Genomic DNA, 15,539 nt, shown 5'->3' with positions numbered 1-15,539 from the left:
TTTTTTTTATGGTAAAGTAATAAGTAAATGGGGTGCCTGTATGAAGTTTCAGTGGTCGCTTTTATTTGGACTTTTATTTGCCGTTATTATTGCTTTGTTTGCTGTGTATAATGTTGGGGCAGTACCTGTCAATTATATTTTTGGTACAGCTGACTGGCCACTTATTTTAGTCATACTTGGTTCAGCATTATTAGGGGCATTATTAAGTGGTACGGTTGCAATCTATCGTTCCTTTGTTCTTTCAAGAAAAGTGAAACATCTGGAGAAAGAAATGGAAAAGAAAGAGGCTTCCATTAGTGCTTTGCAGAATGAATTGATTGTTCATCAAGAGCAACTACCAAAAGCAACGGAAGTAAAAGACGAAAATACGACAAATTAAGTAGAAAACCTTTTGGCTTATGTCAAAAGGTTTTCTAACGCGTTTAATAATACATAAGGAAGTGAAGAAATGATTCAATCTCAAAAAAAATGGCTTATTTCAAGACCAGATGAACAACTTGTACATGAACTGGAAACTGCACTTTCGATACCAAGCGTTTGTGCGAAAGTGCTAGTATCAAGAGGTTTTAAAAGCGTTGAAGATGCTAAGCAATTTTTATATATTACAGAAGAACAAATTCATAATCCATTTTTATTGAATGGAATGGATGCTTTAGTGGCTCGTGTTCACCAAGCGATAGGTGCAGGAGAACGTATAATGGTATACGGTGACTATGATGCGGATGGCATAACTAGTACAACGATTATGATGAAAGTATTAGAGTTGATGGGTGCGGATGTTCTTTTTAAAATACCCAATCGATTTATTGACGGTTACGGTCCTAGTGAACGCTTATTTCAAGAAGCATTTGATGAAGGAGTCACTTTAATAATTACAGTAGATAACGGTATTTCTGGGCATGCAGCCATTCAATTTGCGAAAGACTTAGGAATGGATGTTATTGTAACGGATCACCATGAACCAGGAGAAACGTTACCGCCTGCAGATATTATCATTCACCCAGGATTGAAAGACGCAACATATCCATTTTCTCATTTAGCAGGAGTAGGGGTTGCTTTTAAAGTTGCTCATGCGTTAATCGGAGAAATACCGAAAGAATTCTATTACTTAGTAGCAATCGGAACAATAGCGGATTTGGTTTCATTGACAGGAGAAAACCGTTATTTTGTCCAACAAGGAATAAAACAAATGCAACGAACCGATTCTATAGCAATAGAGGCGCTTGCTAATGTGAGTGGTGTAGAAATATCCACGATCAATGAAGAAACAGTTGGATTTATGTTTGGTCCACGCATCAATGCAGTAGGTAGACTAGGTGAGGCGGCACCTGGTGTTGAATTATTTTTAACAGAGGAACCAAACTATGCATTAGCGATTGCCAATATATTAAACGAAAAAAATAAAGAACGGCAAGCAATCGTCAAAGAAATTACAGATGAAGCAGTGGAAATGATCGAGAATGCGAATGTCATAGATGGCCCTAGTGTGATCGTAGTTGGTAAAAAAGATTGGAACCCTGGGGTACTTGGAATTGTCGCTTCCAAACTAGTGGAAAAATATTATCGACCTGCAATTGTTCTTGGTTTTGATGAAGAAAAGCAAATGGCAAAAGGGTCTGCTCGTAGTATTGAAGGGTTCCATATGTATAAAGAGATTGCGAAAAACAGCGACATTGTACCCCATTTTGGTGGGCATCCGATGGCAGCTGGTATGACTTTATCATTAGAATATGTAGAAACCTTCCGAAATCGATTAAATGAACAAGCTAAAATAGCTCTAACGGACGAGCAATTAGTACCGATCGTTTCAATAGATGTTCCACTTGAAATGGAAGAAATTTCAACGGAATCGATTGAATCACTTCAAAAGTTGGCTCCATTTGGAATGGATTTTGCTAAACCTGTCTATTGTATAGAAAATGTAGAAGTGTCATCTGTACGTAAAATTGGGTCTGCGCAAAATCATGTGAAAATGGAACTGAAACAAGGAATTACATTATTAGATGCTATTGGATTCGGTAAAGGAGATCTTGCAGACGAAATTGCACCAGCGGCAAAACTTTCCTTCATCGGAGATTTACAAATTAATGAATGGAACGGACGCAAAAAGCCACAACTGATGATTCAAGACGCAAAAACAAATGAATGGCAGCTTTTTGATATTCGAGGAATACGTCAAGAGAAACGCTGGTTACCAATGATTCCGCTTGAACAAACTATTTTTGTAGCGTTTCATGAACAAACTATTGCTCACTTTCGATCGGTAATTCCGAAAGATATATGGCTTGTTGCTGAATTATTGGAGCAACAAGTACACGCTGATTTTGTCACTATATTAGATTTGCCGTCTGATGAAAAAGAACTTAATCAATTATTAGAATACCAAGAGTGGCAACGGATTTATGCGCATTTCTATGCAGATGAATCTACGTATTTTGAAGGATTACCGACCCGCGATCAATTTAAGTGGTACTTCTCCTTTTTAGCAAAGCGTAAAACATTTGCATTAAAACAACATATACATGAATTAGCCAAACATACAGGTTGGAGTCAAAAAACAATTAATTTTATGTCAAAGGTGTTTTTTGAACTTAATTTTGTTAGAATAGAGGGTGGGTCGTTGGTTGTGAATGAAAATCTTGCTAAACAAGATTTATCGGAAGCGCCAGCGTATCAACAGCGTGCAAAAGAAATTGAGCTTGAACAGAAGCTATTATATGCGCCATACATTGAACTGAAACAATGGTTTGAAGAGCGAAGAGCAGGGCAAACCGTTCCTGAGGAGGAGCAAAAATGGATTTAAAGCAATATGTAACAACGGTTGAAGATTGGCCAAAACCAGGTATTAGTTTTAAGGATATTACGACAATTATGGATAACGGGGAAGCATATAAGTATGCAACGGATCAAATTGTAGAATATGCGAAAAAGGTAAATGTTGATATTATAGTTGGACCGGAAGCGCGTGGATTTATCATCGGATGTCCTGTTGCTTATTCACTTGGAATAGGCTTTGCTCCAGTCCGTAAAGAAGGAAAGCTTCCACGGGAAGTAATTCGTGCTGAGTATGGGTTAGAATATGGTAAAGATATTCTTACTATGCATAAAGATGCGGTTAAACCTGGACAACGTGTACTAATTGTAGATGATTTACTAGCAACTGGCGGTACAATTGATGCAACGATTCAATTAGTAGAAGAATTGGGCGGGGTCGTAGTAGGTTGTGCATTCTTAATCGAACTTACATACCTGGAAGGACGAAAGAAGCTAAAAGATTACGATATTTGCACATTAATGCAGTACTAAATAAGGGCGGACTTTACAAGTCCCTCTTTTTTTTTATAGAATATAACTTATATATCATTTTAACTTTATTACGCCAAGGCGTATTTAATAAATATAAACGAAATCAGGTGAGCTTAGCATGGCAAAAGATCAAGTGAAGACAGCAGAAGATGTTTTCGATACACTTTCCAATTATATGAACGAAGAGCATGTGAATTTTGTGAAAAAAGCATATGAACTTGCAGAGCATGCACATCGAGAACAGTTTCGAAATTCTGGTGAACCATATATTTTACATCCAATTCAAGTAGCCGGAATCTTAGCTGATCTTCAGATGGATCCAGAAACCGTTGCAGCTGGTTTTCTACATGATGTGGTAGAAGATACCGAATACACACGAGAAGATATTGTTTCAGAATTCAATGAAGAAGTGGCGCTTTTAGTAGATGGCGTTACAAAACTTGGCAAGATTAAATATATGTCCAAAGAAGAACAACAAGCAGAAAATCATCGTAAAATGTTTATCGCTATGGCACAAGATATTCGAATTATCCTTATAAAGCTTGCGGACCGTTTACATAATATGCGTACGTTAAAACATTTACCAGAGGCGAAACAACGTCGTATTTCCAATGAAACCTTAGAAATTTTCGCGCCACTTGCGCATCGACTAGGAATTTCTGCGGTGAAGTGGGAATTAGAAGATACGGCATTACGTTACTTAAATCCACAACAATATTATCGAATTGTTAATTTCATGAAGAAAAAGCGTACGGAGCGTGAATCTTACTTAAAAGATGTCATGAATGATATTCGCAAGCAACTAGATGAGATGGAAGTAATTGCAGATGTATCAGGTCGCCCAAAACATATTTATAGTATTTATCGTAAAATGGTTGTCCAAAACAAACAGTTTAATGAAATTTATGATTTGCTCGCAATGCGGATTATTGTTAAAAGTATAAAAGATTGTTATGCGGTTTTAGGTGTTATCCATACATTGTGGAAACCGATGCCTGGAAGATTTAAAGATTATATTGCCATGCCAAAGCAAAATCTGTATCAATCCCTCCATACTACGGTAATCGGGCCTAATGGGGATCCGCTAGAAGTGCAAATTCGTACAGAAGAGATGCATAATATTGCAGAATACGGTGTTGCAGCTCACTGGGCGTATAAAGAAGGAAGAAGAGTAGAGGTAAGTAAACAAACCATTGATTCTAAACTGACTTGGTTTAGGGAAATCCTTGAATTTCAGCAAGAATCGTCGAACGCAGAGGAATTTATGGAGTCTTTAAAATTCGATCTATTTTCCGATATGGTGTATGTCTTTACACCGAAAGGGGATGTTGTCGAGCTTCCAGCTGGTTCAGTACCGATTGACTTTGCTTACCGAGTGCATTCTGAAGTTGGAAATAAAACAATTGGTACGAAAGTAAACGGTAAAATGGTTCCGCTCGATACAAAGCTAAAAACAGGCGATATTATTGAAGTGTTAACGTCGAAACAATCATTTGGTCCTAGTAAAGATTGGCTAAAAATTGCGCAATCTTCTCAAGCCAAAAATAAAATCAAACAGTTCTTTAAAAAACAACTTCGTGATGAAAACGTGTTGAAAGGGAAAGAACTAGTAGAAAAAGAAATTAAAGCACAAGAATTTGACACAAAAGAAGTATTAACTTCTGAAAATATTAAGCGTGTTTGTGAAAAATATGCGTTTGCAGGGGAAGAAGATTTATACGCGGCAGTTGGTTTTAATGGAATCACCGCACAACAAGTAGTGAACCGTTTAGCAGAAAAAATGCGTAAAATTCGTGATCAAGAAGAAGCACTCGAAAAAATCACAACAGAAATGAAAGCACCTACTATTAAAAAATCGACCGAATCAGGTGTTATCGTAAAAGGGATTGAGAATCTATTAATTCGCCTTTCTCGCTGTTGTAGCCCTGTCCCTGGCGATGAAATTGTCGGGTTCATAACGAAAGGAAGAGGCGTATCGGTTCACCGTGCAGATTGTCCGAACGTACAAAGCGACGATGCCCATTCCAGAATTATCGAAGTTGAGTGGGAACAGTCCGATGTGCCGATAAGAAAAGAATATCAAGTAGATATTGAAGTGTCCGGATTTGACCGTCCAGGATTACTCAACGAAGTATTACAAGTGGTCAATGAATCGAAGACTAATATTGCAGCTGTAAATGGTAAAACCGAAAATGACATGGCCAATATCCATTTAACGATTCTCATTTCAAATATTGCCCATTTACACAAAGTAGCGGATCGGATTAAACAATTACCGGATGTATATTCAGTTCAACGAATTATTAATTAAAGGAGTTACCGTATTATGAAAGTGTTGCTTCAACGTTGTCGAAATGCCAGTGTTACAGTAGATGGACAAGTAACAGGGAAAATTGATCACGGTTATGTATTATTAGTTGGCATTACTTCAACCGATAGTGATAAAGAAATAAATTATTTAGCAGATAAAATTGCTGGTTTGCGATTATTTGAAGATGAGGAAGGGAAGATGAATCATTCCATCAAAGAAGTAGAAGGTTCCATTCTTTCCGTTTCCCAGTTTACATTATATGCAGATACGCGAAAAGGTAGAAGACCGAGTTTTACAGAAGCAGCCCGTCCAGAGATAGCGAAACCATTATGGGAATTATTTAACACGAAGCTTCGTGAAAAAGGATTTACGGTGGAAACAGGTGTTTTTGGTGCAATGATGGATGTAACATTCACAAACGACGGCCCAGTGACCATTATGTTAGAAGCTTAATGGATATGTTGAATATCCAATGTATTAATGCAGATTGTTCAAGTAGGTTTTCGGAGTACTTTGGACTAGAATGTTTAGTCATACTGTTTTACCGGGATTTTTAAATACGATAGGAGCGCTAGCTGTGCTAGCGCCCCTATCGTATTTTTTTCGGTAATCCTATTACTCACATTCGACCGTCGTACTCCTATAACATAAAGAAACAAAATGCGAAGCTTTATGTTAATGAGAGAATAGCTTACTTTCTTATTCATTATTAGGCAGCCAAAGATACAATTTTGGCTGCTCACCGCTTGTTTATTGGTTTCTTTCTTACTATTTTATAAAAAAGTGTCCCTAGGATAATTAGTATCACCGATGCAAAGGTGTATCTTTTCAAAAAAATAAGCAAGAGACTTCCTGTTCGAAAGCAAATGTGCGAGCGAAATTGTATCTTCGCAAGCTCTCTTAATTGAAAGTATATCCTCTTATCTTATCCAAAGAAATTGCACTTATCACTTGAACTTTTTCGGGTAGTGACGGACAAATATCCGCCACAGGATTATCTGAAAAGGTGGTTTAGGGGTGTGACGTTGTCACACCCCTAAAAGTTATTTTTATGATAATGGTGTAGCAATTATTTCGTCCAAAGAGAACCGAAACTTACAAGTGAAATCCTTTGTCTTTTCTTAATCACTGATCATCAAAGTAATTAATAATTCCATTATAAATACCATGTGTCGCTTGTTCTCTAAACTGTCTAGTCGTGACATTTCGTTCTTCCGTAGGATTACTCAAATATCCTAGCTCTATTAAAATTGCATTTTGTCTATTTTCGCGTAGCACTAAATAATTACCTGGTTGCGCACCACGATCTCTAAGTGAAATCGTATTACCTAGTCCAGCATGTACATATTCCGCTAGTTTCTTTTGATAGCTATGCATGTAATACGTTGTATACCCTCGAACAGTGCTATTTTCCACTGCATCGTAATGTAGACTAATAAATGCATCAGCAGCTGCTTGGTGACCGATGGAAACACGTTTTCGAAGATCAACGTATACATCCGATTGTCTCGTCATAATGACATTCGCACCTGCTGCTTGTAATTTGGAAGAAAGTAACTCTGCAGTTAACAAAGTAATATCTTTTTCATCTGTTCCAAGAGCTCCCGTAGTTCCACGATCATTTCCGCCATGACCAGCATCAATCACAATGGATAAACCTTTGAGCGTCCCCTTTTTTCTTGGTTGCTTATTTTCTTGTATCGGTAAGTCTGTGCTAACAATAGAATTGGATGCCGACACGACCCAACTTGCAGCATATGCTATTGATTTGTTCTCCAAAATGATTTTATACCAATCGTTTACTTTGTCTGTTACTTCAAAAGTTTCCCCGGCATCTACCCGCTTTACAACTGCACTATTTGTCGTGCTGTCTGAACGTAAATTAGTTCCATTGTATAAAATAGTGATTGTATTAGTCGATTCGGAAGACTGCGTGGATTGCATTTCATTTGAAAATGTACCATAAAAGCTGTATACCCAACCACTTTTTCCATTATCCAATTGTACTTTTACCCAATTATGATCGGTGTCAAGTACTTCTAATTGTGTTCCTTTTGTCACTTGTCCAATTTGTTTGGACGAAAGATCTGCTTGTGTCCGAACGTTTAGTATATCTACAGATACAACAAATTGTTTCTCTAAAGAAGGAGTTTTAGAGTTCGTCATACCGTTCGGAGTTTGTTGTGCAACCGTAATATATGCCCCGTTTACCCAGCCTTTTCTACCTTGAAAATCAATTTCAATCCATTCACCTTCTGATTTGTAGGCAGGTGTTTGGTCTCCCTCACTTAGCTGACCGATAACGGCAGAGGAAGTAGATGGCTCTGTTCGTACATTTAATCGGTTTACTTTTGAAACGATTAGTTTATTCGTCATTTCGATCGTTTCACTTGATGTATACCAACTGGCAACCCAACCAGTCGTGGTGCCATATTTAACCTGGAGCCAATCATTTTCTTTATCGATAACAATTAGTTTGTCATTTTGTGTAACTGCTCCAATTGTATCGTATGTAAGTCCCGGGCCAGATCGAACTTTCAACGAAGCAACATTTACGCTCACTTCGTTTTCCTGTGCTTCTACTGGAAAAGTTGGAATAAGTAGAATGACAGCAAGGAAAAAAAATGTTATTTTCTGCAGTATTTTATTTTTCACTGAATCACTCCCACTACCATTGTAAATATTCTGATATAAAATTTCTACCTTTTCTTCAAAAGGGTTGACTTATTTCGCTTCCGTTATTAAGATAAAGTATAATTAAAAACTATAATAAACCGATGACCGAAAAAGTAACTGTTTCAAACGGATGGCAAGAGAAGGAAAGACGTGGCTGAAATCTTTCCTACAGACGAACTCAGTGAACAACATTCGAGAGGATTTTTGTCGAAAGAGAATTTTTTTAGTAGGCAAAAACGGAGCTGGCCGTTATCCAGAGTTGAGAGGGTCAGTTTTTTTGACCAACTAGGGTGGAACCGCGGAAGCTTATATAAGCTCTCGTCCCTTGCTATATGCAAGGGATGAGGGCTTTTTTTATTTTTATTCAACGAATGTCGAAACACGCGTTGAATAAAGATAAAGTCTCCGGCGGATGGCATAGATTTTGAATCGAGTATGCTCGATTCAAAATCTGGACGCAATTACGCCAAGGCGTAATTGATAAGCAAAAAAAGGAGGCAACAGCCATGGATATTAAAGTACCAAGAGGAACGCAAGATATTTTACCCTCCGAAACAGGGAAGTGGCAAGTAGTAGAAGAGCTAATAAGAGAAACTTGTCGAATGTATCAATATAAAGAAATTCGAACACCAATTTTCGAGCATACGGAGCTATTCACAAGAAGTGTTGGAGATACAACAGATATCGTCCAAAAAGAAATGTATACATTCCAAGATCGCGGGGACCGTTCGCTTACGCTTCGTCCGGAAGGTACAGCATCTGCCGTGCGTGCATTTGTAGAACATAAAATGTTTGGATACCCAGACCAACCGGTGAAATTGTACTATATGGGACCAATGTTCCGTTACGAACGCCAACAAGCTGGACGATATCGTCAATTTGTTCAATTTGGAATTGAAGCAATTGGTAGTGCAGATCCGGCAATCGATGCGGAAGTAATTTCACTTGCGATGTCTGTATATCAAAAAGCGGGCTTGAAAAAACTGAAGCTCGTTATAAATTCGCTTGGTGATACGGAAAGCCGGGTAGCGCATAAAGAAGCATTAGTAAATCATTTTGAACCGCATATTGCAGAATTTTGCTCGGATTGTCAAAATAGATTGCAAAAAAATCCACTTCGCATTTTAGATTGTAAAGTAGATCGTAATCATCCGTTAATGGCAACTGCTCCTTCTTTAACCGATTATTTAAATGAAGAATCAGCTGCTTATTTTGAAAAAGTGAAAGAATATCTCAGCTTACTGAATATTCCTTACGAAGTAGATCCTAATTTAGTTCGTGGACTTGACTATTACAATCACACCGCGTTTGAAATTATGAGTACAGCGGAAGGTTTTGGTGCAATTACAACACTAGCAGGTGGTGGGAGATATAACGGACTTGTAGAAGAACTTGGTGGACCCGCTTCACCTGGTATTGGATTTGCGATGAGTATTGAACGATTATTACTTGCAGTAGAAGCTGAGAACAATAAATGGGCGGATCTTTCTACTTTAGATGTATATGTAATTGGTATGGGGGAAGCTGCAAAGAAAAAAGCAGTCGAGCTTACATATGAATTACGGAACAACGAGATTACGGCGGAAATGGATTATTTAGATCGAAAAATAAAAACACAAATGAAATCTGCAGATCGTCTAAAAGCAAAATTAGTGCTCGTAATCGGGGATGATGAACTCGAAAAGCAAAGTGCAATGCTAAAAGACTTAGCAACAGGAGAGCAGCAGCTTGTCCCATTTAGCACATTAATTGAGCAAGTAAAAATTAGTATAACAACACAAGTGGAGGCAAAAGAACAATGAACAGAACACATACAAGTGGACAGTTAAATGAACAACATATTGGCGAGTCCATCCAGCTAATCGGTTGGGTACAAAAGCGAAGAGATTTAGGTGGATTAATATTTGTTGATGTTCGGGATCGTTCAGGACTAGTACAAGTAGTTTTTAACCCAGAAATTTCGGAAGCGGCGATCGAAGTTGCAGATAAACTTCGCAATGAATACATTATTCAAGTGACTGGAACTGTAATTGCGCGTGCGGCCAATCAAGTAAATCCTAATATTACTTCTGGTGCGATTGAAGTGCATGCAACAGAAGTAGTCATTATTAATGATGCTAAAACGCCACCGTTTGCTATTGAAAACCAAACAGATGCCGGAGAAGATGTTCGATTAAAATATCGTTACTTAGATTTAAGAAGACCGGTTATGTATGACACATTCAAAATGCGTTCAGATATTACAAAAACGGTTAGACGTTTCTTAGATGATGAAGGGTTTTTAGAAGTAGAAACACCTATTTTAACAAAATCTACACCAGAAGGAGCGCGTGACTATTTAGTTCCTAGTCGTGTGCATAATGGAGAGTTTTATGCATTACCGCAATCTCCTCAATTGTTTAAGCAAATGTTAATGGTAGCTGGTTTTGAACGTTATTATCAAATTGCAAGATGTTTCCGTGATGAAGATTTACGTGCAGACCGTCAGCCTGAATTTACACAAATCGATATGGAAATGAGTTTCCTATCGATGGATGAAATTTTAGAGATGAACGAGCGCATGATGAAAAAAATCATGAAAGAAGTGAAAGGTATTGATGTGACCATTCCTTTTGCACGCATGGATTACGATGAAGCGATGGCTCGTTATGGATCGGATAAACCTGATGTACGATTTGGTTTAGAGTTAGTAGACTTATCGGAAACTGTAAAAGATAGTGCATTTAAAGTATTCGCTGCTGCAGTAGAATCCGGTGGTCAAGTAAAAGCGATTAATGTGAAGGGAGCAGCAGCTAATTATTCACGAAAAGATATCGATGCTTTAGGTGAATTTGCAGGGATTTACGGTGCTAAAGGTCTTGCTTGGTTGAAAGTAGACGAAGAAGGACTAAAAGGGCCAATCGCTAAGTTTTTCGAAGGAGAAGCACAAGCGAGCTTAATCCAAACATTAGAAGCCTCTGCAGGAGATTTACTGTTATTTGTAGCAGATAAAAAATCAGTTGTAGCTGATTCACTAGGAGCACTACGCTTAAAACTAGGAAAAGATTTAGGATTAATCGATGAAAATCATTTTGAATTTTTATGGGTTGTTAACTGGCCATTATTTGAATACGATGAAAAAGAAGGTCGTTACTATGCAGCGCATCATCCGTTTACACGACCATTCGACGAAGATCTGCCGTTAATGGATACGGATCCAAGTAAAGTGCGTGCGCAAGCATATGACTTAGTATTAAATGGTTATGAGCTTGGCGGGGGATCATTACGTATTTATTCGAGAGATGTACAAGAAAAAATGTTCCAAGTACTTGGATTCGCTGAAGAAGAAGCAAAAGAGCAATTTGGCTTCCTAATGGAAGCTTTTGAATATGGAACTCCTCCGCATGGTGGAGTAGCATTTGGATTAGACCGTGTCGTGATGCTTCTGTCAGGTAGCACAAACTTACGTGATACAATCGCTTTCCCGAAAACGGCAAGTGCTAGTGATTTATTAACACAAGCGCCTAGTCCAGTAGCACAAGCCCAACTAGAAGAGTTAAATTTAAAGTTAAAATAAAACGCAATGATAACAGGTGACCACTCAGCAGTTAGAGTGGTCTCACAGTTAAGAATAAGAAAAAAGTCCTGAATTTTAAAGTTCAGAATAGTCGGTAAACATCACGATAAAATGATTGATGTTTCATAAATCGTATGCTATCATACAAGTAATACGAATCCTGATGTGTTCGCAACATGCAATCAGTTTTGACCGAACAATTTTTATCGTCGGGAGTCTAACTTTTATTATGACTGACATGCCCTACATAAGGGACGCCAAAAGTAATAAAGAGGACACCCACCTGCTGAGTGCGGGTTCAAAACGATACGCTTTATATTGTCGGCACGATTGGGATTCGTCCTAGATTACTAATGTCCCTCTAGCAATTTTTGCTGGAGGGTTTTTGTTAGGCTTAACTTGACTCGGCGAATAATAACTGCTCGTGCGCAAGCTCGTCGCAAAAAAACATGTGCTGAGTCAAGTTAATCCTCCGGAGGATGTCACAAATTTTGTAAGGAGTTAAGGAAGGCAGTCTAAGTTCGCGACGTCCTGTCGCAACGACTGCATGACCTACCTCCTGTAGGCCTCAAGCGCAATTCAAAATTTGGACGCAATTACGCCGAGGCGTAATTGATCCGTACTAATTCGATACAGATGGAGTGTTTATATGTTACATCAATTTTCAAGAAACGAATTATCAGTAGGAAAAGAAGGCGTAGATTTAATCAGAAATACGACAGTCGCTATTTTAGGTGTCGGCGGGGTAGGCTCTTTTGCGGCAGAAGCATGTGCAAGAAGTGGAGTCGGTCGAATTATTTTAGTGGACAAGGACAATGTAGATATTACAAATATAAATCGCCAATTAGTAGCATATATGTCTACAATTGGTCGTTCGAAATCAGAAGTAATGAAAGAGCGAATTGCTGATATTAATCCAGACTGTGAAGTAATTGATATGCATATGTTTTATACGGAAGAAACGTATGAACAATTTTTTGCGATGGATATAGATTATGTAATTGATGCATCTGATACAATTATATATAAAGTACATTTGATGAAAGAATGTTTAAAACGTGGTATTAAAATTATTTCAAGTATGGGAGCAGCAAATAAAACAGACCCAACACGTTTTCAAATTGCCGATATTTCCAAAACACATACAGATCCAATTGCGAGAGTGATTCGTACTAAATTACGTAAAGAAGACCATATTACAAAAGGAATTCCAGTTGTATTTTCGGATGAAAGTCCGATAGTAGTACGGGAGGATGTTGTGGGAACTGTTGGAAAACCAGATGCAGCCATTCGTAAAGCAAAAATGCCGCCATCTTCCAATGCATTCGTCCCATCTACAGTAGGGTTAATATGCGCTAGTTGGGTGATTAATGATATTACTAGAAACATTCATATCAATCGAGTGAAGTAATTAGTTGCAGTTTTTTCCTTAACCCTTATACTTAAAATTAAAGCACTAAGGAATGAGAGGGATAGACAATGACAGAATCGACCAATCAAGAAGCACCAAAAAAGAAAATGTCTTTGCAAGAGGCAGTAAAACAAAAGCTAGAAGAAAAGAAAAACCAAGCGAACGGTGGCAAATCGCAAGCGAATGGACCAGCCGCTAATCAAAAGGCAAAAAGCCAAATGACGAAGAAAGTAAGTAATACACGTCGTAAAATGGGTGTGTAATGAAGAGCTCCGCATGAAAAAACCCTCGTGCGGAGCTTTTTTGTTGCTTAGGGAACTACAACAATTTAGACATGTTGCTAACTTGTCAAGTAGCATAAGGTAAACATTATATTGCACGTGATATAGGGAATATGTGTTGTAAAAAGCATTATCAGGTGACCGCTGTGATTTTCGCTGCAGGGCGTACGCTTACCGCCGGGTAAGCGATGAGCCATCCCCGTCGCTTAGGCGTACGCCTCAGATGTCTCATTTGCTCCCAGCGGAACAAAGGCTAAGTACGCCACATCGTGTGGCAACGCCTTCGTGACTAACATCGTGTTGGCCTCGGCAGGAGTCGTCGCCAGCAGCGGAAATCAAAGGAAAATTTCTTACTTATTGAGTATCAGCTCGTAAAATACATAATCTAGTACAGATTTTTGATTGAGTGAATCCAATAAATGGCAGAGAGCAACAAAACAGACATCAAAAGCAACCAATTCTATTCCGAAAGCAACCAAATCAGCATGAGTGCAACCAAATTGCTGGTGAAAGCAACCAAATCTTAAAATAGCAAGTTTACTTGGATTGAGATGCCAATGGCTAAGACGCACTTTCCCTATTTTATGGATCATTCCATTCATCTTTCCCATTTGCTTTTTGTTACGGGGAAATTAGGTTGGTTGTAAAAAGAAAATAATCCAAGCTAGACATTTGTCCAGCTTGGATTATTTTTCTTTTTTAAACTTTTCTAAACGATTATAAATCGCAGCGAGTCGTTTTTCTTCTCCAGCTTCAATTGGTTCATAAAATCTTGTTCCGACTAAATTATTTGGTAAGTACGTTTGATTGACCCAGCCTCCGAACGTTCCAATTTTATGATCATGTGGATAAATATACCCTCCGTGACCAAGTTCTGCTGAACCTGCGTAATGCGTATCTTTCAAATGGTTTGGTATATCACCCGTTTTCCCTACATGAATGCTCGCGATTGCAGCATCCAGTGCTGAATAAGCTGAATTAGATTTCTCCGATAAACACATAAGTACAACTGCATTTGCTAGAGGAATTCGAGCTTCTGGCAGACCAAGTCTTTCAGCCGACTGTATTGCTGCGAGTACTTGTGGACCAACAGTTGGATTTGCAAGACCAATATCTTCGTAGCTCATAACGAGTAACCTTCTTGATACCGCCACTAAATCTCCATTCTCAAGTAAATGGGCTAAATAGTATAGTGCCGCATCTGTATCACTCCCTCGAACGGATTTTTGCAGTGCGGATAATAAATTATAAAAATGAGATCCTTTTTTATCACCAAAAACTCCGACTCGATCAACTAAACTGTTCAGTATACTATCTTCAACTTTTGTTACACCGTCTTCTTCAAAGCTTGCAAAAATAGTCGATTCTAATAAGGTTAATGCTTTTCTAGCATCCCCATTTGCGGCATCTGCAATTTTCTTTCGTTGTTCCTCTGTAATGGCAATAGCCATTTTCCCTAGCCCTTTTTCTTTATCGAGTAAGGCCCTTTCTAAAAGCATGTCCACATCTTCGGTTGTAAGTCGCTTTAGTTGTTTTATTTCACCGCAACGTGATCGTATTGCTGGGTTCACATCGTGAAAAGGATTTTCCGTCGTAGCCCCAATTAATATGATCGACCCATTTTCCACATGTGGAAGCAGTGTATCTTGTTGTAATTTATTAAAACGATGTATTTCATCTAAAAATAAAATAACTTTTCCGCTAATTCGTGCATCTGCTACGACATCTTCTACATCCTTTTTCCCTGCTTTTGTTGCATTTAGTGCTACAAAAGGAAGTTTCGTCGTACCAGCTATTGCAAAAGCAAGGGAAGTTTTGCCGACGCCTGGATCTCCGTACAAAAGCATCGAAGGAACATGCCCATTTTTGATCATTTTATATAAAGCTGTATCTTTTCCAATAACATGCTGCTGACCAGCTATTTCATCTATCGTTTGAGGTCTCATACGATATGCTAAAGGTTCGTTGTTCAAAACAATCCCTCCTTGTTCAAACGTT

The 15,539-nt window shown here is 38.3% G+C and carries 12 protein-coding genes, 1 other RNA gene and 1 other annotated feature; of the genes, 10 read left to right on the top strand and 3 right to left on the bottom strand.

Annotated elements, in window-relative coordinates:
• The first annotated feature begins 40 nt into the window (after nt 1-40).
• From FG383_RS09990 to dtd, 5 genes are all read left to right on the top strand, one after another.
• Nucleotides 41-379: a LapA family protein gene (locus tag FG383_RS09990; RefSeq protein ID WP_142607269.1), complete on the top strand. Its 339-nt coding sequence runs from the start codon at nt 41-43 to the stop codon at nt 377-379.
• A 69-nt stretch (nt 380-448) separates the two neighbouring features.
• Entirely contained in the window at nt 449-2,803 is a 2,355-nt protein-coding gene (recJ, locus tag FG383_RS09985) for a single-stranded-DNA-specific exonuclease RecJ (RefSeq protein ID WP_142607268.1), read from the top strand.
• A complete protein-coding gene (locus FG383_RS09980) occupies nt 2,794-3,306 on the top strand; it encodes an adenine phosphoribosyltransferase (protein WP_142607267.1) in 513 nt (170 codons plus the stop codon). Before recJ ends, FG383_RS09980 begins: the two co-directional genes overlap by 10 nt.
• A 118-nt stretch (nt 3,307-3,424) precedes the next feature.
• Nucleotides 3,425-5,617: a RelA/SpoT family protein gene (locus FG383_RS09975; RefSeq protein WP_142607266.1), complete on the top strand. Its 2,193-nt coding sequence runs from the start codon at nt 3,425-3,427 to the stop codon at nt 5,615-5,617.
• Nucleotides 5,618-5,632: 15 nt separating this feature from the next.
• Nucleotides 5,633-6,070, top strand: a complete 438-nt coding sequence (gene dtd / locus FG383_RS09970; protein WP_142607265.1) for a D-aminoacyl-tRNA deacylase — start codon at nt 5,633-5,635, stop codon at nt 6,068-6,070.
• A gap of 672 nt (nt 6,071-6,742) precedes the next feature.
• Here dtd and FG383_RS09965 read toward each other — a convergent pair.
• On the bottom strand, nt 6,743-8,272 hold the full coding sequence (locus FG383_RS09965) for an N-acetylmuramoyl-L-alanine amidase family protein (protein ID WP_142607264.1): 1,530 nt from the start codon (nt 8,270-8,272) through the stop codon (nt 6,743-6,745).
• 113 nt (nt 8,273-8,385) lie between these two features.
• Nucleotides 8,386-8,622, top strand: a binding site (T-box leader).
• 177 nt (nt 8,623-8,799) lie between these two features.
• Between FG383_RS09965 and hisS the strand changes: the two genes are divergently transcribed.
• From hisS to FG383_RS09940, 5 genes are all read left to right on the top strand, one after another.
• A complete protein-coding gene (hisS, locus tag FG383_RS09960; protein ID WP_142607263.1) occupies nt 8,800-10,095 on the top strand; it encodes a histidine--tRNA ligase in 1,296 nt (431 codons plus the stop codon).
• Nucleotides 10,092-11,849, top strand: a complete 1,758-nt coding sequence (gene aspS, locus FG383_RS09955) for an aspartate--tRNA ligase (protein WP_142607262.1) — start codon at nt 10,092-10,094, stop codon at nt 11,847-11,849. The genes hisS and aspS overlap by 4 nt, the downstream gene beginning before the upstream one ends.
• A gap of 154 nt (nt 11,850-12,003) precedes the next feature.
• Nucleotides 12,004-12,190: non-coding RNA, 6S RNA (gene ssrS, locus FG383_RS09950), on the top strand.
• A gap of 308 nt (nt 12,191-12,498) precedes the next feature.
• Nucleotides 12,499-13,260 (top strand): tRNA threonylcarbamoyladenosine dehydratase, encoded by a 762-nt coding sequence (locus FG383_RS09945; protein WP_142607261.1) that lies wholly within the window; start codon nt 12,499-12,501, stop codon nt 13,258-13,260.
• Between the two features lie 68 nt (nt 13,261-13,328).
• The gene (locus FG383_RS09940; RefSeq protein ID WP_142607260.1) at nt 13,329-13,523 is read left to right on the top strand and encodes a hypothetical protein; all 195 of its coding nucleotides are present in this window, start codon (nt 13,329-13,331) and stop codon (nt 13,521-13,523) included.
• Nucleotides 13,524-13,891: 368 nt separating this feature from the next.
• Here the strand turns inward: FG383_RS09940 and FG383_RS09935 are convergent, their stop codons facing one another.
• Together FG383_RS09935 and FG383_RS09930 are read right to left on the bottom strand one after the other, a co-directional pair.
• Nucleotides 13,892-14,134 (bottom strand): hypothetical protein, encoded by a 243-nt coding sequence (locus tag FG383_RS09935; RefSeq protein WP_142607259.1) that lies wholly within the window; start codon nt 14,132-14,134, stop codon nt 13,892-13,894.
• Nucleotides 14,135-14,227: 93 nt separating this feature from the next.
• Nucleotides 14,228-15,514: a replication-associated recombination protein A gene (locus FG383_RS09930; protein ID WP_142607258.1), complete on the bottom strand. Its 1,287-nt coding sequence runs from the start codon at nt 15,512-15,514 to the stop codon at nt 14,228-14,230.
• Nucleotides 15,515-15,539 lie beyond the last annotated feature (25 nt).

The sequence above is a fragment of the Psychrobacillus soli genome (assembly GCF_006861775.1).
In the GTDB taxonomy this organism is placed as follows: Bacteria; Bacillota; Bacilli; order Bacillales_A; family Planococcaceae; genus Psychrobacillus; species Psychrobacillus soli.
Note: the sequence above shows the minus strand (reverse complement) of the source record. Positions and strands in the feature narration are given on the sequence as shown.